Consider the following 21588-nt stretch of genomic DNA (forward strand, 5'->3'; position numbering starts at 1 on the left):
AATATTTTTAGACTAATCTAAATATTAATTTATATTTGTTAAAAAATAAACAAAGATGAGACTAATTAAATTTTTCGTATTACTAGTTTTTTATTCCGCATCTGCACAATCTACCTACATTATAGAAGGGAAAGTACTCTCTAACGGAGAACCTCTTCCTTATACCAACATCTATTTGGAAAACACCACAAAAGGAACAACAACAGATGAACAAGGAACTTTTATTATTAAAAATTTAGCACCTGGAAAATATAGCATTGCAGCATCTTTTACAGGATACACCCTTCAAAAAAAGACCGTTACCATAAAAGACAAAGCTGTTTCTGTTCGCTTTCATCTTAATGAAAATGAAGATTTAGAAGAAGTAATTATCACAGGAACACTCAAAGCTGTAACGAGATTAGAAAGCCCAGTTCCTGTTGAAGTATACTCTCCTACTTTTTTAAAGAAAAACCCAACACCAAATATTTTTGAAGCACTTCAAAATGTAAATGGTGTTCGGCCACAATTAAATTGTAATGTATGCAATACTGGAGATATTCATATTAACGGACTTGAAGGCCCTTACACCTTGGTTTTAATTGACGGAATGCCAATAGTAAGTGGCTTATCTACGGTTTATGGTTTATCTGGAATCCCAAATTCATTAATTGAACAAATTGAAGTAGTTAAAGGTCCTGCCTCTTCCCTGTATGGTAGTGAAGCCGTTGGTGGTTTGATAAATGTTATTACAAAACTTCCAGAAAATGCGCCTACATTTTTTGCAGATGGCTTTGTTACTGGTTGGGGCGAAGTAAACCTAGATGCTGGATTTAAAGCTAATGTAAGTGAAAAAGCAACGGTTTTATTTGGTGCTAACTATTTTAAATACGACAATATTATAGATAATAACCAGGATAATTTTACCGACTTAACCCTTCAAGATCGAATTTCTATTTTTCAAAAATGGGACTTTAAAAGAGCCAACAATAAAAAGCTATCGCTTGCAGGACGTTACTTTTACGAAGATCGTTGGGGAGGAGAATTACAGTGGACCAAAGCAGATAGAGGTGGTGACCAAGTGTATGGAGAAAGCATTTATACCTCTAGATTTGAAATCTTAGGAAACTATGAACTCCCTTTTAAGGAAAAGGTAAACCTTCAATTTTCATATTCCGATCATGACCAAAACTCGGTTTATGGAGACACACCCTATTTAGCAAAGCAACGTATTGCTTTCGGACAGTTTATTTGGGACAAAAAAATAAGCAAACACGACTTACTACTTGGTACTGCTGTACGCTATAATTATTATAACGACAACACTACAGCTACCATAGATGCCGATCAAGTTACTATACCTTCTTTATTTATTCAAGATGAAATTGCTTTTAGTAAAAAACAAAGCTTGTTATTAGGCATGCGTTATGATTATGATAGCAGACATGGTACTATTTTTACACCAAGAATTGCTTACAAATACAAACCAACAGATAATGATATTATTAGAGTAAATGCTGGTACAGGTTTTAGAGTAGTTAATTTATTTACCGAAGAACATGCAGCACTTACAGGAGCAAGAGATGTTATTATTGAAGAAGCTCTAAATCCAGAGGAATCTTATAACATCAACCTTAATTACTTAAAGAAACTATACCTAAAAAACGGAATGTATTTTACTCTTGACACCTCTGCTTGGTATACCTACTTTACAAATGCTATTATTCCAGATTATGATAGTAATCCAAACCAAATTATTTATGATAATCTAGATGGTTACTCCACTTCTAAAGGATTAAGTTTTAGTGTAGATGCGGTATTAAAAAGTGGCATAAAAGCATCTATTGGTGCAACATATCAAGATGTTTCACAGCATGAAAATGGCACACGAACAGAACAAATTCTTACCGAAAAATTTTCTGGTATCTGGTCTTTTAGCTACAAAAACTATCCAACAAATCTTACCTTAGATTACACAGGAAATATCTACGGACCTATGCGATTGCCTTTACTTGGCGACCTTGATCCTAGACAAGAATACGCTCCTACTTGGAGCATTCAAAACATACAATTAACACATGATGGATTAGATAATTTAGAAATTTATGGTGGTGTAAAAAATCTATTAAACTGGACACCTAACAAAGGAAACCCGTTTATAATTGCAAGATCAAATGATCCTTTTGATGAAAATGTACAATTTGATACCAATGGAGAAGTTATAGCTACAGCAGACAACCCTTATGCCTTAACCTTTGATCCTTCGTATGTTTACGGTCCAAATCAAGGCATTCGTTTCTTCTTAGGTTTAAGATATAAGCTAAATTAATCATACATTTTTAGTACCTTCGTAATAAATATTTAGATTTATGAAAAAAATAATTTTCCTATTAGCTATTTCCTTTGCATTAGTATCCTGCAAAAAAGACACTAAAGAAAACGGGAAACTAAACATAGTCACCACTACCACCATGATTACCGATTTGGTTAAAAACATAGGTGAAGATTATATAAACATTCAAGGTTTAATGGGTTCTGGAGTAGATCCGCACCTTTACAAAGCCAGCGAAGGAGATGTCTCTAAATTAGTAAACGCAGATATTATTTTTTACAGCGGATTACATTTAGAAGGAAAACTTGTTGATGTGCTTGAAAAAATGGAGCACATGAACAAAACAACTATAGCACTTGCAGATGCCTTAGACAAAAACACGCTTATTGGTTCTGAATATTTTGCTTCTAATTATGATCCGCATGTATGGTTTAATATTCATTATTTCAAGCAATTTGCAGAAAAAGTAGCCACTGTTTTATCTGAAAAAAACCCTGAAAATGCCGCTAAATTTTTAGAGAACAAGAATGCCTATCTAACAAAATTAGACGCACTTCAAAAAACAATTGAAGCAACTATTGCAACACTTCCTAAAGAAAAAAGAGTATTGGTAACCGCTCATGATGCTTTTAATTATTTTGGAAAAGCTTACGGTTTTGAGGTTGTTGGCTTACAAGGTATTTCTACTGCAACTGAAGCTGGCGTACAAGATGTTCAAAAATTAGCTACTTTTATTATTGAAAAACAGATTAAAGCCATTTTTGTAGAAAGCTCTGTACCAAAACGAACCATTGAAGCTTTGCAAGCAGCTGTAAACTCTAAAGGACACGATGTTAAAATTGGAGGCACATTATACTCCGATGCTCTTGGTAACGCAGGAACCGTTGAAGGAACTTATATTGGTATGTTTGAATATAACGTGAATACTATTGTGAATGCTTTAAAGTAAGTCACATTCCTGCGAAAGCAGGAATCTCATAATCTTATAGATAATTATGAAATGAAAAATAAAACAGTAGAAAATAAAAACAACGGTAAACTTAATAAAAACACTCCTGCCTATTCAGGAGTACTAGCAGTAAAAGTAGACGACTTAACCGTTGCATACAACTACAAACCTGTACTTTGGGATATTGATTTAGAAATTCCTGAAGGTGTTCTTATGGCTATTGTTGGCCCAAATGGAGCTGGAAAATCTACCTTAATAAAATCTATTTTAGGCATTTTAAAACCCATTGCAGGAAGCGTAAGCATCTACGGAAAACCGTATGATAAACAACGCAAATTAGTAGCCTACGTGCCACAAAAAGGGAGTGTAGATTGGGACTTCCCAACAACAGCCTTAGACGTTGTTATGATGGGAACCTATGGTACTTTAGGTTGGATAAAACGTCCTAGACAAAAAGAAAAAAAAATAGCATTAGAGGCTTTAGAAAAAGTAGGCATGTTAGCTTTTAAAAACAGGCAAATTAGTCAGCTTTCTGGCGGACAACAACAACGTATATTCCTAGCAAGAGCCTTAGTGCAAAACGCATCTATTTATTTTATGGATGAACCTTTTCAAGGTGTAGATGCTACAACAGAAATTGCAATTATTAATATTTTAAAAGAATTAAGAAAAGCAGGAAAAACAGTAATTGTAGTACATCATGACCTACAAACGGTTCCTGAATATTTTGATTGGGTAACTTTTTTAAATGTGAAAAAAATTGCCACAGGTCCTGTTAAAGAAATTTTTAATGATGATAATTTAACCAAAACCTACGGCATTAATTACAAAGTAAGTATTCAAGAATAGAGAAAAAAACAGTTTTCAGTCACAGTTTGCAGTACTTACTTGGCTAAATAAAATTAAAAAACTCCTTCCCTTTTTTAAGGGAAGGTGGATTTAATTCCCCAAAAAGGAATTAAATACGGAAGGGTTTAAAAACAAAACTAGAAATCAACAGATTGCCACGACTTCATAAAGTCTCGCAATGACAAGAAATCAACAAATTGCATAGCAGAAAAAAATCCCTGCATTTGCAGAAATTATGAATATAACAGAATATTTTTCATTAGTCTTTACAGACTATACACTAAGAACCATCACACTCGGAACTGCCATTCTTGGAGCAGTAACTGGTATGCTTGGTAGCTTTGCTGTATTACGAAAACAAAGTCTTTTAGGCGATGCCATCTCACACGCTGCTTTACCAGGAATTGCAATTGCTTTTTTAATAACTGGCGCAAAAGACAGCAACACGCTGCTTTTAGGTGCTTTGGTTAGTGGCTTAGTTGGTACTTTCTGGATTCGAGCAATAATAACCAAAACGCATTTAAAAAGCGATACCGCTTTAGGTTTAATACTATCGTTATTTTTTGGTTTTGGTATGCTATTGCTAACCTTTATTCAAAAACAACCAAATGCCAATCAAGCTGGATTAGATAAATATTTATTTGGGCAAGCAGCTACTCTTGTAGAAAGTGACGTTTGGCTCATGGCAGTTGTTACCGGAATTTGCCTCTTGGTATTACTACTTTTCTGGAAAGAATTTAAAATACTCTTATTTGATGCAGATTACACCAAAACCTTAGGATTTAACACAAAATTTATAGACATTTTAATTACCACTTTTATTGTTTTAGCCATTGTTTTAGGCCTACAAACCGTTGGTGTAGTTTTAATGAGTGCTATGCTATTGGCTCCTGCTGCTGCTGCAAGACAATGGACAAACAGTTTGGCTACCATGGTTTTTTTAGCAGCCATTTTTGGTGCCTTTTCAGGAGTATTTGGTACAGCAATTAGCGCAAGCCAAAACAACCTATCTACAGGACCTGTAATTGTATTAGTAGCTGCTGTTTTTGTAGTGTTTTCTTTTATTTTTTCTCCTAGTAGAGGATTGCTTTTTAAACAAATTAGATTTATAAAAAACAGAAGGGATTTAGAGCTTCATAAAACCTTGTCTTTTATGTATCATATAGCAGAAACACATGAAAACATTTCACATCCACACGCTATTAAATTATTAAACAACTTTCAAGGGTTTACTAAAAAAACACTTCAAAAGTTAGTTGAAAAAAACTACGTTACTATTGATGATTCTATGTGGAGCTTAACCGATTTAGGTTTTAAAACAGCCGCAAATTTATACAACAAACAAACGACTAAAAATGAATAGTGCGCAAATAGAAATACAGCTTATTGCTAGCTTGGTTGCCATTGCTTGTGCAATTCCAGGCACTTTTTTAGTACTAAGAAAAATGGCAATGATTAGTGATGCTATTAGCCATTCCATCTTACCAGGAATTGTCATTGGTTTTTTTATAACCCAAGACCTCAACTCTCCACTACTTATTTTACTAGCAGCTTTAACAGGTATTATTACCGTTGTTATGGTAGAATACATTCAAAAAACAGGATTGGTAAAAGAAGACACTGCTATTGGTTTAGTTTTTCCTGCCTTATTTAGTATTGGTGTTATTTTAATAGCCAAAAATGCCAATGATGTACATTTAGATGTCGATGCTGTTTTATTAGGCGAATTAGCATTTGCTCCTTTTGATAGATTACACATTCAAGGAACAGATGTTGGACCAAAATCACTATGGATTATTGGTGCTATTTTAGTAGTTACAGTTGCCTTGCTTTTCGCCTTTTTTAAAGAATTAAAACTAAGCACCTTTGATAAAGGGTTGGCAGCATCTTTAGGTTTTTCGCCTGCAGTTATACATTATGGCTTAATGTCTGTTTCTTCTATTACAACCGTTGGTGCTTTTGATGCTGTTGGTGCTATTTTGGTAGTAGCACTAATGATTGCTCCTGCTGCAACTGCGTATTTATTAACTACAGATTTAAAAAAAATGTTAGCGCTCGCTATTAGTTTTGGTATTTTAAGTGCTATTTCAGGATATTGGTTTGCACATTGGTTAGATGCTTCTATAGCTGGATCGATTACTACCATGTTAGGTGTTATCTTTTTAATCGTGTTTTTATTTGCACCAAGCAAAGGCATTATAGCTGTTATATATAGAGAAAAACAACAACGCTCAGAAGTATCTTTATTGACTTTTTTATTGCATTTAAAAAACCATACCGAAGAACGCGAACGCCATGTAAACCATTTACAAGAACATATAAACTGGCAAAAAGTTAGAGCTAAAACGGTTTTAGATTTGGCATTAAAAAACAATATGATTACCATTAATAAAAACATTGTTTCTTTAACAGATAAAGGAGATACTTTTACCTCTAAAGCTATTGATTATATCATTACCAATGAAGATGCTCAAATTGAAGATATGAAAGATGACTTCTTCCTTTTTAGAGGATAAATAGAGTAAGTCTTGCAATACAGAGCGTAAATATTATTCAGAACACAACGAAGAACGATTTGTCATTCAGAACGTAGCGAAGAATATTGTGTCATTCAGAGCACAGCGAAGAATCTCTACTAATAAACTTACATTTTACCATATAGATTCTTCAGTCGTAACTCCTTCTGAATGACAATTTCATTTTATTTGTGTTTGTTTATGTTTTCAGAACCTAAGTACCATTCAGAGTACAACAAAAAACCATGTGTCATGCAAAGCGCAGCGAAGAACGATTTGTCATTCAGAGCGCAGCGAAGAATCTTTAGTAATGAATTTACATTTTGCTTATAGATTCTTCAGTCGTTCCTCCTTCTGAATGACAATTTTATTTATGTTTGTTTATGTTTTCAGAACCGAAGTACCATTCAGAGTACAACAAAAAAACTTGTGTCATTCAAAGCGCAGGGAAGAATATTATGTCATTCAGAGCGTAGCGAAGAATCTCTAGTAATGAATTTACATTTTACCATATAGATTCTTCAGTCGTACCTCCTTCTGAATGACATAGGTGTAGCTTTTTGTCATTCAGAGCGCAGCGAAGAATCTCTAAAAAACCACATTATAAAACGTAAGTTTTATATTTAATACCGACTTTTGTAAACAAAACAAGCATCATGAAAATACTAGAATACCTAACAGGAAAAGAAGGAATACTAATTCTTGGACTAATTGTTACAGTAGTCTATTTTATTAGAAAGTGGAAAGAAAAACGCTATTTTAAGAGTGTTGAAAAAAAAGTAAACAGTAAAAAGAAAAATTAAAAACCCCTTTCTTTTTGTAGTTGCTCGTACGCTTTTTGTACTTGTTTAAATTTTTCTTCAGCTCCTTTTTTATGCTCTTCACCAAGATGCTCTACCTTATCAGGATGGTATTTTTTAGCCATTTTTCTATAGGCTTTTTTAATCTCATCTACAGTAGCAGATTTTGTAATTTCTAAAATCTTATAGGCATTATCACTGCTATTATAAAACATTGCTTTAATACTGCTATAATCACTAGCATTGATACCTAAATAACCAGCAATAGTATAGATTTGGCTTTCTTCATCTTCGGTCACCATCCCATCTGCTTTGGCTATTCCAAAAAGAAAATGCATCAATTGCAAACGAGACGAATGATCCATCATTTGCTTTATTTGAACACATACTTGACGTAAAGGTATGGTTTGCTTATTTATGCCTTTAAAAAGCTTAAATGCCTTGTTAGCTCTATCTTTACCATACATGCTCACAAATTGATTACGCACAAAATCTAACTCTCTTTGATCTTGTACACCATCTGCTTTTATTACTACTGAGGCAAGTACTAGTAAGCTTACTTCAAAATCACCAGAAGTGGTTTGCGCTCTACGTTGTTGCTGACTTCTGCAACTTCCGCCTCCATATTCTGTTCTACCTCTTTTACTACCTTGATCAATAGTAAAACCTCCTTTTCCAGAAGATAGTGTATCTACAAAACTCCCAAGTGCTAACCCTACAATGGCACCAATTGGCCCTCCAAAGGACCATCCTAAAGATGCTCCAATCCATTTTCCAAAACTCATGTATTTATTTTTAAAAATTCAAATATACTATTTGTTAGTTATAATGCAGAGGGTTTTGTTACATAACCCTTCTGCCATTTTGTAACAGCTTTAGTTAAAAAAATAGAAGTTCACTTAATAAGATTCCGTTTTACAACAGAATAAATTGGGTTAGTGCATTTTTCTGCGTCATTCTGTCTTTAAAAATGACCATCACATTAAATTGCATGGTTTTTGATTATCTTTGCACCAAATAGATTTATAAATATAAAATTACAAGATATGTATCCAGCAGAATTAGTAAAACCAATGCGTGAAGACTTAACAAACGTAGGTTTTGAAGAATTACACACTGTTGCAGATGTGGATGCTGCAATTGCAAAAGAAGGAACAACTTTAGTAGTTGTAAATTCTGTTTGTGGTTGTGCAGCAGCTAATGCAAGACCAGGAGCTAGAATGAGTTTACAAAACGCAAAAAAACCAGACCATATAACTACGGTTTTTGCTGGTGTAGACAAAGAAGCAGTAGATAAAGCACGTGAATATATGATTCCTTTTCCTCCTAGCTCACCATGTATGGCGCTATTTAAAAACGGAGAATTAGTGCATATGCTAGAGCGTCACCATATTGAAGGAAGACCTGCAGAAATGATTGCAGAAAACCTTATGGATGCTTATAACGAACATTGCTAGAACCTTTTAGCTTTTATATGTTAAAATAGGCAAACAATTAGTATTAAACCACGTTTTATAGACGTGGTTTTTTTATTTTTGAAGGATATTTATTATATTATGATGAGAAAACTATTAGCATACCCTTTAACCTGTATATATTATCTTTTTTTTGGGATGTCTTTATTAATATTTCATCCTATACAATGGTTTTGCTTTAATATTTTAGGCTATCAAGCGCATAAAAAAAGTGTAGATATTTTACAGTTTTGTTTAATGCGATGTGTTAACCTTTTAGGTTCTAGACATTCCTTTTACAACGCGTATACTACAGACACTTCACAGCCTGTAATAATAGTTTCTAACCACCAAAGCATGGCTGATATTCCGCCATTAATGTGGTATTTTAGAAAACACCATGTTAAATTTGTAAGTAAAAAAGAATTAGGCAAAGGTATACCTAGTGTTTCTTATAACTTGCGTCATGGAGGTTCTGTTTTAATAGACAGAAAAAACGCACGTCAATCTATTGTTGCTATTCGTAAATTTGCAGACTATATAAAAGCTACAAATCGTGCAGCAGTAATTTTTCCGGAAGGAACTAGAAGTCGTGACGGAAAACCTAAACCTTTTCGTACTAAAGGATTAGAAACACTAATAAAATATATACCTAACGCTGTAATTATACCTGTTACTATTAATAATTCATGGAAAAATCTATGCTATGGAAAATTTCCGTTAGGCATAGGAAATCACTTAACTTTTACAGCACACAAACCCGTTAAACTTAGTGATTTTGAATCTAAAGAATTATTACTAGAACATATTGAATCAACAATTGTAAATAGCATTAAACTATAAAATTATGTCCATAAAAAATGTAAGATTAGAAGTAATGTCGTTTTTAGAAAAAGACATAGACGCACTAATTCAAAAATATTTAATTCCTGTAGACACTATCTGGCAACCAACAGATTTTTTACCAAATAGTGAAGGAAATCATTTTTTTGAAGAAGTAAAAGAAATTAGAGAATTAGCCAAAGAGTTACCTTATGATTTTTGGGTAGTTTTAGTAGGTGATATGATTACCGAAGAAGCATTACCAACCTATGAGTCTTGGTTAATGAATGTAGAAGGTGTAGATCAAACCGGAAGAAACGGATGGTCTAAATGGGTTAGCCATTGGACAGCTGAAGAGAACAGACATGGTGACGTACTTAACAAATACCTATACCTTTCTGGACGTGTAAACATGAAAGAAATTGAAAAAACCACACAGCATCTTATTGCTGATGGTTTTGATATTGGTACAGATAGAGATCCTTATAAAAACTTTTTATATACTAGTTTTCAAGAACTAGCTACTTATATTTCTCACAATAGAGTAGCAAAAATTGCAAAACAAAAAGGCAACAAACAACTTTCTAAAATGTGTAAGATTATTTCTGGAGACGAAATGAGACACCATCATGCATACTGTGAGTTTGTAGAGCGAATTTTTGCTGTAGACCCAAGTGAAATGATGCTTGCATTTCAATACATGATGAAACAAAAAATTACCATGCCTGCACATTTTTTAAGAGAGTCTGGAAATAAAATCAGTACTGCTTTTGAAGAATTTTCTAACACAGCACAACGTATTGGTGTTTACACAGCTACAGATTATGTGGATATTTTAGAAAAGCTTATTAATCGTTGGGAAATAGATAAAGTTACAAATCTTACAGATGAAGCCGAAAAAGCTAGAGATTACCTTATGAAACTTCCTTCTAGAATGATTCGTATTGCAGAACGCATGAAAATATCTGATAATTCTTTTGAATTTAAATGGGTAGAACCTGCAAAATTATAAAAACCAATGCCTAATCACCAGATTATTGAAGCTACTAAAGCCTTTGTAAAAGACAAACTTAAAAACGCAGAAGGTGGTCACGATTGGTTTCATATAGAGCGTGTATACAACAACACGCTACTTATTGCCAAAAGTGAAGATGTAGATACATTAGTAGTTTCTTTAGCTGCTCTTTTACATGATATTGCTGACAGCAAATTTCATGATGGAGATGATTCGGTTGGACCTCGAGTAGCTCGAAAATTTTTAACAGAACAACAGATTAATACCACAACAATAGAGCATGTGGTAAAAATTATAGCAAATATGTCTTTTAACAAATCGTTAGAAGGCATTGCTGCTTTTACCTCTAAAGAGCTAGAAGTAGTACAAGATGCAGACAGGTTAGATGCTATTGGTGCTATTGGTATTGCACGTTGTTTTAATTATGGTGGTTTTAAAAACAGAGCCCTTTACAATCCTGACATTAAACCAAACTTAAAAATGAGTGCTGCAGCGTATAAAAAATCGGATGCTCCTACCATTAACCATTTTTACGAAAAACTATTACTGCTAAAAGATAAAATGAATACCACAACAGGCAAGCGTATTGCACAAGAAAGACACCAATATATGGAAGGCTTTTTAACGCAATTTTACGCAGAGTGGAATGGCGAAAAATAAACCCTAAATCTTTACTAGCTAGTTGTGCCCAATTTATGAAAAACACGTACCAAATTGAAAAACCTACTTCTGAAACAAACTATTTTACAATAGGAATTAAGTATGTTGTACTATTTATCGTTCTGTTTTTGGCAAGTTGGATTGCGATTCCATTATTCATTGCAAAAGGACGAGGAAGTCGAATCAATTCTGTTGTGGAATTTTTAGCGGAAAATCCTATTATTTTTAGTTTGCTGTTTTCTGTTTCGATTATTAGTTGGTTTATTTTTCGGATTAAAAAAAAATATAAGTACGGAGAAGTTTATAAAATAAAATTTGACGATGTAAAAAAAGTGCTGAATATTTGGACAGTCAACACAATGAATCAAGCGGAAAAATTATTTAATTACGATTATGAAACTATTGATTTTAAATTATATAAATCTGACGATGCGCTTTTTGGAAAACAAAGAATTTTACATATTATAAAAAACGAAAAAGCATTACACGAAATTAATTTTGACAGAACTGCTTGGTGTCGGAATGATAAACTTGAAAAGTTAATTGAACGAATAAAAACTGGGCACAACAATGTATAAAAATAATTGCTAAATTAGTGCTTAACCAAAGGTCGTTGCTATTTTGTTACGTCTGATTTTCCTGCGGAAAATCCTCGCACACAAAACCGCAACTATTCTTATACGCAACCGTTAGCAATAATTCGGACATGATTCGTATTTGATGTATATTTACACCAAAACCATATAATTATGTCAAGACAGAGTATATCATTTACCAAACCTAACGATGAATGGTTAAAAGAACAAGTGAATAAAAATGAATATTCAAGTAAAAGCGAATTAGTAAACGATTTAATAAGACAAGCTAGAAAACAGCAAATACAAATTGACTGGGTTCGAGCAAAACTGAATAATGCTGAAAAAAGCGGATTTACGAATGACACTAAGAATGAAATCTTAGCCCAATCAAAGTCCTTATTAAATGGCTAATTACAGATTAAGTAACGAAGCTAATAACGATTTAATTAGAATTCATCATTACGCAGTTCAAAAATTTGAAATAACTCAAGCCGATAAGTATTTTGAATCCTTTTTTGAATATTTTGACATTATTTCTCAAAGACCTTTTTCTTTTGAGTCAGTTGACTACATTAAAAAAGACTACAGGAGATGTGTTTGCGGAATAGATAGTATCTACTATAAAATAAATAATAACGTTGTTGAAATAATGGCAATTGTAGGAAGACAAGATTTAAACGACATACTGTAATCTCAATAATAAAAACTGTTGTCAACACTATATATAATATATTACTAGTTATAGTCTACCTACGGAAAACAAAAAATGGAAGTATATAAAAGGATTATTGAAATAATGGATGCGAATCTAATTTTCTGCCTCATTCCAATAATTCTAACTTTAATGATTGTTGAACGCTTCTTCAAAAACCGATTTGAAACAAGAAAAGCACTGCGTTTAATTTGCTGGATTATCATCATTTATACCATAGTCACCTTTACATTCTATTTCATAGGAATGGCTATAAATCCAGAGGAATATGCTTTTATTAATAGAGCAACTGGACCTTATGCTTGGGCTTATTGGCTCATGCTTTTATCTGCCTTAATTTTGCCGCTCACTTTACGCATTAAAAAATTAGCTTCAAAATTCTGGTATGTGCTTTTAGTGGCATTTGCAATGAAAATCGGAATGTATTTTGAACGATTTACGCTAATGGTCACTAGTTTTCACCGAAATTATTTGCCAAAAAATGGAAATACGGAATCAATAAACTTATTCGCATTCGGAATTGGAATGACGTTTCTTCAAGGCGTTATAATTACAGTTTTAACTTTAGGAATATTTCAACTAATAAAAAAGAAAAAAAGCAGCCACAACAACGTATAAAAAGGATTGTGGTTTTGTGTTAAAACAAAGAAAGTTACGTATTTGCTACACTTCTTTTTCCTTCAAAAAATCTTTGCATACAAATCCGTAACTATTCTTATATAAATATCTATTTATTTTCCTGTTGCCTTTTATTGAATAATCAATCGCATTTCATTTCTATATTTTGATGCGCTTTTACCTATTACTTCATTAAACACCTTATTAAAGTGTGAAAAATTATTAAAACCACACTCAAAACAAATATCTGTTATACTACTTTGGCTTTCTGTTAATAGCTTGGTAGCATAAAACACTCTACACTCATTTACAAACTGCGTAAATGTTTTTCCAGTAACCTTTTTAAAATACCTACAAAAAGCAGGAACTGTAAGGTTTACATGCGCTGCTATTTCATCTAACGTAATATGTTCTTGATAGTTTTTATTTACGTATTTAAAAATGATATCTATTTTATTACTGTCTTGTGGTTGCGTTTCAAACATATACCCATTTTCATTTAACAGTACATAATCTGAACTTAAAGCAAGCAACTCTAATATTTCAAGAAGTTTTGTTACACGCTTTATACCTTCATATTTTGGTAGTTTTTCAATTTTAGGTCCAACAACTTCTTTTATTTCACGCTTAAATAAAATTCCTTTTTTGGCACGTTCAACCAACTGCACAATGTTTTTCATTTCTGGCAGCTTATTAAACAAGTCTCCTAAAAACTCAGGATGAAATTGCACTAAAGTTTCTTTTCCTTTAGAAGTTAAACGGTCTGTAAACCCATTATGAGGTAAATTAGAACCTATTAATATTAATTGACTATTATTAAAGTAAGACAAATGGTTACCAATATGTCTTCTTCCTTTTCCTTTATTTACATACACCAATTCTAACTCTGGATGAAAATGCCAGAAGGCCTCACTTCTTTTACGCTTTTTTGTTTTTTGAACAGCAGTTATAGAGCTGCCAAAATCTGGCGTTATCTTTTTGAATGTTGGTTTTAATTGCAAAATATATTCTATGTATTAAATCTTTTAGCAAAATTACAAATAATAAAAATTTTAGTGTGTGTTAATTTACCACTATTATATGCTATTTTATCATATTACGTTTTCGTAAACTATATTTAGGTTAAAATAACACATATACTTGTAAAAATAGATGCTCTTTTAACGCTTCTTTGGTTTTAACTTTGCCCATATAATCATGAAAACACTAAGATTATGAAAAATTTAATGAAAAACACTTTAGTAATAGTAGTACTGTTTACTGCTTTACTAGCAAACGCGAACACATCTTTAAACACTTTAAATGATGTAAGAAAGACGGTTTTAACACTAAATGATGTTAAACAAGGAGATGAACTATTAATTAAAAATGTCTACGGAATTATTCTATATAAAGAAACCATTAAAAATTCTGGTAGCTACAACAAAGGATTTGACTTAACAGAATTACCAAAAGGAGATTACTTTTTTGAATTAAATAAAGATTTTCAAATTAAAATTATTCCTTTTAAGGTTTCTAACCATGTAGTAGTATTTAATAACAATAAAGAAACTACTATTTTTAAACCTTCTATTAGAAATAAAGAGAATAAAGTTTACATCAACAAGTTGTCTTTAAACTTAGAGCCATTAGAAGTTTCTGTGTATTATGAAGATGCAGTAAGCAATGATTTTAACTTAATTTATTCTGAAACATTAGAAAACTCTAATAGTATTAGCCGAATTTTAAATTTAGATATTCAGAAAAAAGGAAAATACAAAATAGTAACAAAAACAGAAGGAAGAAAGTTTGTTGATTATATAGAATTTTAGTTAGATTATATATAATTATTCCCTCTAAATAAAAAAGCGAGCATGATGCTCGCTTTTTTTTTTGTTTTAAATGTTTTGTATTTATTTACAAACACTATTATTTACCAGGAAAATCTGCTTTACGTTTTTCTAAAAAGGCGGTTGTACCTTCTTTAAAATCTTCTGTACCAAAGCAAGCTCCAAATTGTTTTATTTCTTCTTTAAAACCATCTTCACCATCTTTATAATTAGCATTAATAGCTTTTATAGCTTTACCAATAGCCACTGTAGAATTACGCATGATCTTACTCGCTATTTTTTTAGCTAGAGGTAGTAACTCTTCTTGTGTAGTTACATGGTTTACTAAACCGTAATTTTTAGCTGTTTCTGCATCAATCATTCCTGCAGTCATTACCATTTCCATAGCACGACCTTTACCAACTAATTGTGGCAAACGTTGTGTACCACCATAACCAGGTATTACACCTAAAGACACTTCTGGTAATCCCATTTTAGCATTATCACTTGCTACTCTAAAATGACTAGCCATAGCCAATTCTAATCCTCCACCAAGCGCAAAACCATTAACAGCTGCTATAACTGGTGTTTGTAAGTTTTCAATAAAATCAAACAATAATTCTTGTCCTTTAGCTGCTAGTTTGCCTCCATTTTCTACACTAAAGTTTGCAAATTCACTTATATCTGCTCCTGCAACAAAAGCTTTTTCTCCACTTCCTGTTACAATAATAACCTTGGTATTTGCATCTGCATCTGCTGCTTTAAAACCTTCATGTAGTTCTTGAATGGTTTCTTTATTCAATGCATTTAATTTACTAGGACGATTAATAGTAATAGTGGTTATTCCGTCTTCTGTTTTAGATAGTATGTTATTGTATGCCATTTTTGTTTGTTTTAATATTGTCTATTCTTTAGGAAAAGTAACTGTAAATGTTGTGCCTTCACCTATTTGAGATGTAAAGGTAATACTTCCGTTATAAGTTTCCATAATATTTTTAACCATCGCAAGCCCTAAACCCATTCCGCTAGTTTTAGTGGTAAACTTAGGTTCAAATATTTTTAATTTATTTTCTGCTGTAATACCTATTCCATTATCAGACACTGTAATTTTAACGGTATCTTTTTCTTCTAAAACTTTTACTACAATTCTTGGTGTGGTGTCTTGAGAAATAGACTGTATAGCGTTTTTAATTAAATTAGTTACCACACGAATAAGTTGTGTTCTATCAAACTTGGCAATGATTTGTTCTTTATTAGAAGAAAATTCGATATAATTTTCATTAAAAATATCTAAAGAAAGATTTACAATTTCAACCACATTCAACATTTCATTTTTCTGGGCTGGCATTTTAGCAAAGTTAGAAAAGGCAGATGCTATAGAACTCATGGTGTCTATTTGCTGAATTAATGTTTTACTATACTCATCTACTTTTTGATGTATGTTTGGGTCTGATGGATCAAACTTACGTTGAAAACTCTGAACACTTAAACGCATTGGAGTTAACGGGTTTTTAATTTCATGTGCTACCTGTTTTGCCATTTCTCGCCATGCTTGTTCACGCTCACTAGTTGCTAATTGCACAGCACTTTCTTCTAACTCATCAATCATACTATTATACGATTTAACAAGCGTGGCAATTTCTACAGTTGCAGAATCTAATTCAATTTTTTGATTGCGTTTTTCTAATCTTGTAGCATTTATTTTATCACTTATAGTATTAAGCGACTTTGTAATATACTTAGACAACACGTAAGCCAAGCCAATTGCCATAAGCAACATAAACAAATACGCAAAAGTAATACGCTCTAAAAACTCATCTAACTCTTTGGCTAAAAAATCATCATTTTCTAATAATGGCAGATTTAAAATAGCAATGGGTTTTGATTTTTGATCTTTTATATAAGTAAATGACGATTGGTAGGTTTCTCCATTTACCTGACGTTTTTCTACAAATCGATGCTCTACAGTATTCGATAAGGCATTTAAAACCTCAGCATTTAAACAGGTTTGAATAGAATCTTGTGTTAATGTAGCAATTGATGATTTTAAAAGCTGACCTCCTAAATCATAAATATTTATTGGTAAATCATGTGTAGTTGCTATTTTATAAATTTCTTCTTTAAAAATAAAAGGCAACTTATCGGTTTTCACCTCAAAAGTAGTTTCTTGAATTACAAAATTTATATGTCTTTGTATAGCAGATTCTTTACGTTCTAGTCTTTGCTTATGATAATCTTGAGTTTCTTCTTTGTATTGGTATACTGCAACTCCTGTAATAAGAATAGATGCAACTAGTACCAGAAAAATCATAGCAATAAATATGCGAAAACGTAAGGAGAGTTTTTTTAATTTCATAGAAACGCCTGCACAAACAGGTATCTTAAATTAGTATTTGTAATTGTCTAAATATAACAATAATCACACCAAATATTAAAAGAATCGATATTACACTACTTTTACACAAAAGAACCTACAAAGCGCTTTTAAAAAAGACTTTTATGCTTCTGGATTCTTACTACGTATTTTTTTATACAGCTTAAAACCTAACATTAAAAGTACACCAAGAACAAAAATACCTATAACACCAAAAATCCAATTAAAAGCGTTTTTAAGTATTACCAAAAACACAACTGCAAACAAAATAAAGGTCGCGCCTTCATTCCATAAACGCATAAAATTAGAAGTCTTTGTAACCACATCTCTTTGCAATTGTTTATAAAACTGATGGGTTTTTAAATGATACAAAATAAGCAAAACTACAAAGGTTAATTTAACATGCATCCAAGGTTGTTGCAACCAAACAGGTTGTAAAATAAGCAACCAAACAGCAAAAAAAGTTGCTAAAATAGCAGAAGGCCAAGTAATAATATTCCATAAACGTTTAGCCATAAGCTTTAACTGTTTTCCTAGAATTTCTTTTTCTGGAGAAGGTTTATGAAAGGCTTCAATTTGATACACAAATAATCTAGGAATATAAAACAAACCTGCAAACCATGTAATTACAAAAATAAGATGTAATGACTTTATGTATTGGTAATACTCCATAATGCAACTAATTTATATCGTTTTTTTAATTAAAGTTCTTTTTATTTCTCGATTTAAAAAATAAGCCGTTACTATTGTTGATAGCACATCTGAAATAGGAAATGACATCCACACACCTAACTCACCAAAAAAATTAGGCAAAATTAATATTAACGGAATAAAGAAAAAACCCTGTCTTGACAAGGTAAGCAATAATGCAGGAGTAGCTTTACCAATGGCTTGAAAATACGCAGCACCAATAAGCTGTAATGCAATAATTGGCGTTGCTGCAAACACCCAACGCATATCATGTGGTGCTTGATTTAAAACAGCAATATCTGTAGTAAAAGCTTTAGTAATAGCTTCAGGAAAAAGCATGAGTAAAATAAATATGATAGTTGCTAAAATAGCTGCGTATTTTATAGCAGTATTTATACTCTCACGCACTCTTTCATAATTTTTAGCGCCATAATTAAAACCTGCAATTGGCAAAAAACCTTGCGTGACTCCTAATACAGGAAACAAAGCAAACATAAGCATTCTACCAACAATAGCGTATGCTGTAACAGAAGTTTCACCTCCTAAATCATACAAAATATTATTCATAAACAAATAGGTTACACTCACTACTGCTTGCCTTGCAAGAGTTACAAAACCTAAAGCACCTATTTCTTTTACTAGAGAAAAATCTAAACCAAAATGCGGAATACTTATTTTTAATTCGGAATATTTAGAGAGAAAAAACCAAAGTACAAACAAAAAAGATAAACCATAAGAAATAGTGGTTGCCCAAGCCGCTCCTGCCATTCCATAATCTAGAATATAAATAAAAATATAATCTAAAATCAAGTTTCCTATAGATGGAATCATCATGGCATACATGGCAAATTTTGGTTTCCCTTCTGCGCGTATTACATTATTTCCAAGCATAGATAATGCCAATAACGGAACTCCATAAAGCACTATTTTATAGTAAATTTTTGCAGGATCAAAAATAACTCCTTTTCCACCAAACAAAACAATAATATCATCTACATAATACAAGCCAAGCGAAACAATAGAAACCGTTAACAACAAAACCAGTGTTATTTGGTTTCCAAATGTTTTTAACGCTTTTTCATGGTTGGATGCACCAATTGCTCGTGAAATAATAGAAGCACCTCCTGCTCCAATACTCATTCCTAAGGCAGCTATAAAAAAAGAAACAGGCAATACTATATTTATTGCTGCAATTGCCACTGCACCAATCCAATTACCAACAAAAATAGTATCTACCAATACATTAAGAGACATTACCAAAACACCAATAGATGCTGGTACAGCTTGCTTAACAAGTAATTTACTAATGGGTTGTGAACCCAAATCTTCTGATGATACTCTAGCCATTTTTAGGCTTTTGTTTTAGATAAAGCCCAATTATTAACCCATTTAGCAAGTAATGCAACCCATTCGTCATCATCATTTAAACAAGGAACTGTTGTAAAATCTTTTCCTCCCATTTCATGAAAGATTTCTTGTCCTTCCATGGCAATTTCTTCTAAGGTTTCTAAACAATCACTAACAAAAGCAGGTGTTATAATTGCCATACTTTTTACTCCTTCTTTACCCAAACGTTCAATAGTTCTGTCTGTATATGGTTGTAACCAAGGATCAAATCCTAATCTAGATTGAAACGATGTAGAAAAGGCTCCTTTTTTAAACTGTAGCTTTTCAGCAACCAAACGTGTTACTTCTAAACACTGATGTCTGTAGCAAAACTCATGTGCTTTACTAGGTGTTGCACAACAACTTCCATCTATTTTACAATGCGATTTAGTTACATCACTTTTTCTAATATGTCTTTCTGGTACACCATGATAAGAAAACAATACATGCTCATAGTTTTTACCGTCTAAGTGTCTTGCAATGCTATTAGACAACACTTCAATATAATCTGGCTTGTTATAAAACGCAGGAACAGATTCTATTTTTAAATTAGGAAAAAACTTTTGACGTAGTTTTTCTGCCTTAACAGTAATGGTTTCTGTAGTTGCCATAGCAAACTGTGGATATAAAGGAAAAAGCAAAACTTCATCTACTCCTTGATCAACCAATTCTTGCAATCCTTTTTTAATGGTCATGCTACCATAACGCATGGCCAAAGCCACAGGCATTTCTGTTTGTTTTTGTACTTTCTTTTGAAGTCTCTCTGAAAGCACGATTAGCGGAGAACCTTCTTCCCACCATATTTTTTTATAAGCAGCAGCAGATGCTTTTGGTCTAGTATTTAAAATAATACCTTTTACCAATGCTGTTCTAGCTAAAACAGGTAAATCTATAACTCTTTCATCCATTAAAAACTCACCTAAATAGCGTTTAACATCTTTAGGCTCTGGACTATCTGGCGACCCTAGATTTACTAATAATATTCCTTTACTCATATGCTTATTAAATTCCACCAAAGTGGAAACATTTTAGTTTATAGATTGTATATATTTTTTTGGAGTTGTACCATACTTCTTTTTAAAAGCTGCAATAAAATGACTAGAGGTACTATAACCAACTTTTAGTCCTACTTCATTTACATTATGGTCTCCAGACTCTAATAATTTTCTAGCTACTTCCATTTTATAATCTAACAAGAAGCTAAATACAGAATCGCCATAAATTTGCTTAAACCCTTCTTTTAACTTTTTTAAGCTTAAACCTATTTCATCTGCTAGTTCTTGCAAACTTGGTGGTTCTGCCATTCTTGAAATTATAATATCTTTCGCTTTTCTAATTTTAATAACATTGGTTTCATCTACCAAAAAAGGGCATTGCTCTACATCTGCATCTTCATTTCTATTAAAATACAAGCTTAAAAGCTCATATGCCTTTCCTTTAAAATAAAGATTTTTAATAGACTGATTTAAATTATAGTGTATCAATTGATTTAATACAATAGACATAGAAGGTGAAATCTTTCCGTCTTTATAATATTTTTTATCTTTATTATCATCACTTAAAAACGTGATATAATCTGCTTCTTGGCTAAACAAACCATGAAATTTTTTAATAGAAATTAAAACAGAAACCAACCAGGTCTTTGCCTCTACTTGTAAGTGAATTGGTAAATCGCGTTGCGGATTATATAGCAATAAAGAAGTTTCATCTTGTATGTTTAAAGTATAACTTCCTTTGTTAAATAAAAAAGCAGCAGACCCTTTAATACAAAAGTGAAACTGAATGAAACTACTATCTATTTCACGATCTAAGGTTTCAACTAACTGGTTTTCATTTTGATAGGTTAACACAAAAAAACCATCATCTACCTGTGTTTCATTGAAAGTACCTCTAGCGACATTTTTTAAAGTAGTAATCTCTTTCATTTTTAAAATCTTATTTAGAATAGTTCTAAACAGCAACGCTAAAAAGCGCTGTTATGCCTACAAAAGTATGATATTTTTCATATTATATTAAAAAATAACGCTAAAAAACCACAAACGACAC

23 protein-coding genes are annotated in these 21588 nt (G+C 32.1%); 15 read left to right on the top strand and 8 right to left on the bottom strand.

Features of this window, described 5'->3' with window-relative positions; translation table 11 throughout:
- The first annotated feature begins 55 nt into the window (after positions 1–55).
- The 6 genes from ACFSSB_RS10735 to ACFSSB_RS10760 all read left to right on the top strand — a co-directional run bounded on the left by ACFSSB_RS10735 (position 56) and on the right by ACFSSB_RS10760 (position 7428).
- Complete coding sequence (locus tag ACFSSB_RS10735; protein ID WP_379904040.1) at positions 56–2308, top strand: TonB-dependent receptor; 2253 nt, start codon at positions 56–58, stop codon at positions 2306–2308.
- Between the two features lie 40 nt (positions 2309–2348).
- Positions 2349–3260 carry a metal ABC transporter solute-binding protein, Zn/Mn family gene (locus tag ACFSSB_RS10740; protein ID WP_379904042.1) on the top strand — a complete coding sequence of 304 codons (912 nt, stop codon included), beginning with the start codon at positions 2349–2351 and terminating at the stop codon, positions 3258–3260.
- A gap of 51 nt (positions 3261–3311) precedes the next feature.
- Positions 3312–4109 (top strand): metal ABC transporter ATP-binding protein, encoded by a 798-nt coding sequence (locus tag ACFSSB_RS10745; RefSeq protein ID WP_379904044.1) that lies wholly within the window; start codon positions 3312–3314, stop codon positions 4107–4109.
- 235 nt (positions 4110–4344) lie between these two features.
- A complete protein-coding gene (locus tag ACFSSB_RS10750) occupies positions 4345–5472 on the top strand; it encodes a metal ABC transporter permease (RefSeq protein WP_379904046.1) in 1128 nt (375 codons plus the stop codon).
- Positions 5465–6625, top strand: coding sequence for a metal ABC transporter permease (locus ACFSSB_RS10755; protein ID WP_379904048.1), 1161 nt, complete (start codon positions 5465–5467; stop codon positions 6623–6625). Before ACFSSB_RS10750 ends, ACFSSB_RS10755 begins: the two co-directional genes overlap by 8 nt.
- A 656-nt stretch (positions 6626–7281) precedes the next feature.
- On the top strand, positions 7282–7428 hold the full coding sequence (locus tag ACFSSB_RS10760; RefSeq protein WP_379904050.1) for a hypothetical protein: 147 nt from the start codon (positions 7282–7284) through the stop codon (positions 7426–7428).
- On the opposite strand, the gene ACFSSB_RS10765 is transcribed toward ACFSSB_RS10760, so the two are convergent.
- Positions 7425–8210: a DnaJ domain-containing protein gene (locus tag ACFSSB_RS10765; protein WP_379904052.1), complete on the bottom strand. Its 786-nt coding sequence runs from the start codon at positions 8208–8210 to the stop codon at positions 7425–7427. The genes ACFSSB_RS10760 and ACFSSB_RS10765 overlap by 4 nt on opposite strands.
- A 261-nt stretch (positions 8211–8471) precedes the next feature.
- On the opposite strand from ACFSSB_RS10765, the gene ACFSSB_RS10770 reads away from it, so the two are divergent.
- The 8 genes from ACFSSB_RS10770 (at position 8472) to ACFSSB_RS10805 (ending at position 13284) form a co-directional block, all read left to right on the top strand.
- Positions 8472–8882: a BrxA/BrxB family bacilliredoxin gene (locus tag ACFSSB_RS10770; RefSeq protein WP_215965760.1), complete on the top strand. Its 411-nt coding sequence runs from the start codon at positions 8472–8474 to the stop codon at positions 8880–8882.
- Between the two features lie 102 nt (positions 8883–8984).
- A complete protein-coding gene (locus tag ACFSSB_RS10775; RefSeq protein WP_379905677.1) occupies positions 8985–9722 on the top strand; it encodes a lysophospholipid acyltransferase family protein in 738 nt (245 codons plus the stop codon).
- Between the two features lie 4 nt (positions 9723–9726).
- The gene (locus tag ACFSSB_RS10780; RefSeq protein ID WP_379904054.1) at positions 9727–10713 is read left to right on the top strand and encodes an acyl-ACP desaturase; all 987 of its coding nucleotides are present in this window, start codon (positions 9727–9729) and stop codon (positions 10711–10713) included.
- 6 nt (positions 10714–10719) lie between these two features.
- Complete coding sequence (locus tag ACFSSB_RS10785; RefSeq protein WP_379904056.1) at positions 10720–11376, top strand: HD domain-containing protein; 657 nt, start codon at positions 10720–10722, stop codon at positions 11374–11376.
- 35 nt (positions 11377–11411) lie between these two features.
- Positions 11412–11954 (top strand): hypothetical protein, encoded by a 543-nt coding sequence (locus ACFSSB_RS10790; RefSeq protein WP_379904058.1) that lies wholly within the window; start codon positions 11412–11414, stop codon positions 11952–11954.
- A 171-nt stretch (positions 11955–12125) separates the two neighbouring features.
- Positions 12126–12365 (top strand): ribbon-helix-helix domain-containing protein, encoded by a 240-nt coding sequence (locus ACFSSB_RS10795; RefSeq protein WP_379904060.1) that lies wholly within the window; start codon positions 12126–12128, stop codon positions 12363–12365.
- On the top strand, positions 12358–12645 hold the full coding sequence (locus ACFSSB_RS10800) for a type II toxin-antitoxin system RelE/ParE family toxin (RefSeq protein WP_379904062.1): 288 nt from the start codon (positions 12358–12360) through the stop codon (positions 12643–12645). The genes ACFSSB_RS10795 and ACFSSB_RS10800 overlap by 8 nt, the downstream gene beginning before the upstream one ends.
- Before the next feature lie 75 nt (positions 12646–12720).
- The gene (locus ACFSSB_RS10805) at positions 12721–13284 is read left to right on the top strand and encodes a hypothetical protein (RefSeq protein ID WP_379904064.1); all 564 of its coding nucleotides are present in this window, start codon (positions 12721–12723) and stop codon (positions 13282–13284) included.
- Positions 13285–13415: 131 nt separating this feature from the next.
- Here the strand turns inward: ACFSSB_RS10805 and ACFSSB_RS10810 are convergent, their stop codons facing one another.
- The gene (locus tag ACFSSB_RS10810; RefSeq protein ID WP_379905679.1) at positions 13416–14288 is read right to left on the bottom strand and encodes an AraC family transcriptional regulator; all 873 of its coding nucleotides are present in this window, start codon (positions 14286–14288) and stop codon (positions 13416–13418) included.
- A gap of 210 nt (positions 14289–14498) precedes the next feature.
- Here ACFSSB_RS10810 and ACFSSB_RS10815 point away from each other — a divergent pair, with 210 nt between their 5' ends.
- Positions 14499–15095: a hypothetical protein gene (locus ACFSSB_RS10815; RefSeq protein ID WP_379904066.1), complete on the top strand. Its 597-nt coding sequence runs from the start codon at positions 14499–14501 to the stop codon at positions 15093–15095.
- A gap of 97 nt (positions 15096–15192) precedes the next feature.
- Here the strand turns inward: ACFSSB_RS10815 and ACFSSB_RS10820 are convergent, their stop codons facing one another.
- The 6 genes from ACFSSB_RS10820 to ACFSSB_RS10845 all read right to left on the bottom strand — a co-directional run bounded on the left by ACFSSB_RS10820 (position 15193) and on the right by ACFSSB_RS10845 (position 21467).
- A complete protein-coding gene (locus ACFSSB_RS10820) occupies positions 15193–15975 on the bottom strand; it encodes an enoyl-CoA hydratase/isomerase family protein (protein ID WP_379904068.1) in 783 nt (260 codons plus the stop codon).
- Between the two features lie 21 nt (positions 15976–15996).
- Positions 15997–17448 carry a sensor histidine kinase gene (locus ACFSSB_RS10825; protein ID WP_379904070.1) on the bottom strand — a complete coding sequence of 484 codons (1452 nt, stop codon included), beginning with the start codon at positions 17446–17448 and terminating at the stop codon, positions 15997–15999.
- A gap of 141 nt (positions 17449–17589) precedes the next feature.
- The gene (locus tag ACFSSB_RS10830) at positions 17590–18138 is read right to left on the bottom strand and encodes a CopD family protein (protein WP_379904072.1); all 549 of its coding nucleotides are present in this window, start codon (positions 18136–18138) and stop codon (positions 17590–17592) included.
- 12 nt (positions 18139–18150) lie between these two features.
- Positions 18151–19503 carry an MATE family efflux transporter gene (locus ACFSSB_RS10835; RefSeq protein WP_379904074.1) on the bottom strand — a complete coding sequence of 451 codons (1353 nt, stop codon included), beginning with the start codon at positions 19501–19503 and terminating at the stop codon, positions 18151–18153.
- A 2-nt stretch (positions 19504–19505) separates the two neighbouring features.
- Entirely contained in the window at positions 19506–20537 is a 1032-nt protein-coding gene (hemH, locus tag ACFSSB_RS10840) for a ferrochelatase (protein ID WP_379904076.1), read from the bottom strand.
- A gap of 33 nt (positions 20538–20570) precedes the next feature.
- Complete coding sequence (locus ACFSSB_RS10845; RefSeq protein ID WP_379904078.1) at positions 20571–21467, bottom strand: helix-turn-helix transcriptional regulator; 897 nt, start codon at positions 21465–21467, stop codon at positions 20571–20573.
- Positions 21468–21588: the final 121 nt, after the last annotated feature.

It is taken from the genome of Lacinutrix gracilariae (assembly GCF_042684485.1).
GTDB lineage: Bacteria > Bacteroidota > Bacteroidia > Flavobacteriales > Flavobacteriaceae > Oceanihabitans > Oceanihabitans gracilariae.

Coding starts and splice junctions, on each gene's coding strand:
- ACFSSB_RS10845 (WP_379904078.1), bottom strand. CDS start 21,467: ATGAAAGAGATTACTACTTTAAAAAATGTCGCTAGAGGTACTTTCAAT.
- ACFSSB_RS10835 (WP_379904074.1), bottom strand. CDS start 19,503: ATGGCTAGAGTATCATCAGAAGATTTGGGTTCACAACCCATTAGTAAA.
- hemH (WP_379904076.1), bottom strand. CDS start 20,537: ATGAGTAAAGGAATATTATTAGTAAATCTAGGGTCGCCAGATAGTCCA.
- ACFSSB_RS10745 (WP_379904044.1), top strand. CDS start 3,312: ATGAAAAATAAAACAGTAGAAAATAAAAACAACGGTAAACTTAATAAA.
- ACFSSB_RS10825 (WP_379904070.1), bottom strand. CDS start 17,448: ATGAAATTAAAAAAACTCTCCTTACGTTTTCGCATATTTATTGCTATG.
- ACFSSB_RS10740 (WP_379904042.1), top strand. CDS start 2,349: ATGAAAAAAATAATTTTCCTATTAGCTATTTCCTTTGCATTAGTATCC.
- ACFSSB_RS10760 (WP_379904050.1), top strand. CDS start 7,282: ATGAAAATACTAGAATACCTAACAGGAAAAGAAGGAATACTAATTCTT.
- ACFSSB_RS10735 (WP_379904040.1), top strand. CDS start 56: ATGAGACTAATTAAATTTTTCGTATTACTAGTTTTTTATTCCGCATCT.
- ACFSSB_RS10805 (WP_379904064.1), top strand. CDS start 12,721: ATGGAAGTATATAAAAGGATTATTGAAATAATGGATGCGAATCTAATT.
- ACFSSB_RS10820 (WP_379904068.1), bottom strand. CDS start 15,975: ATGGCATACAATAACATACTATCTAAAACAGAAGACGGAATAACCACT.
- ACFSSB_RS10750 (WP_379904046.1), top strand. CDS start 4,345: ATGAATATAACAGAATATTTTTCATTAGTCTTTACAGACTATACACTA.
- ACFSSB_RS10755 (WP_379904048.1), top strand. CDS start 5,465: ATGAATAGTGCGCAAATAGAAATACAGCTTATTGCTAGCTTGGTTGCC.
- ACFSSB_RS10800 (WP_379904062.1), top strand. CDS start 12,358: ATGGCTAATTACAGATTAAGTAACGAAGCTAATAACGATTTAATTAGA.
- ACFSSB_RS10790 (WP_379904058.1), top strand. CDS start 11,412: ATGAAAAACACGTACCAAATTGAAAAACCTACTTCTGAAACAAACTAT.
- ACFSSB_RS10775 (WP_379905677.1), top strand. CDS start 8,985: ATGAGAAAACTATTAGCATACCCTTTAACCTGTATATATTATCTTTTT.
- ACFSSB_RS10765 (WP_379904052.1), bottom strand. CDS start 8,210: ATGAGTTTTGGAAAATGGATTGGAGCATCTTTAGGATGGTCCTTTGGA.
- ACFSSB_RS10770 (WP_215965760.1), top strand. CDS start 8,472: ATGTATCCAGCAGAATTAGTAAAACCAATGCGTGAAGACTTAACAAAC.
- ACFSSB_RS10795 (WP_379904060.1), top strand. CDS start 12,126: ATGTCAAGACAGAGTATATCATTTACCAAACCTAACGATGAATGGTTA.
- ACFSSB_RS10830 (WP_379904072.1), bottom strand. CDS start 18,138: ATGGAGTATTACCAATACATAAAGTCATTACATCTTATTTTTGTAATT.
- ACFSSB_RS10780 (WP_379904054.1), top strand. CDS start 9,727: ATGTCCATAAAAAATGTAAGATTAGAAGTAATGTCGTTTTTAGAAAAA.
- ACFSSB_RS10815 (WP_379904066.1), top strand. CDS start 14,499: ATGAAAAATTTAATGAAAAACACTTTAGTAATAGTAGTACTGTTTACT.
- ACFSSB_RS10785 (WP_379904056.1), top strand. CDS start 10,720: ATGCCTAATCACCAGATTATTGAAGCTACTAAAGCCTTTGTAAAAGAC.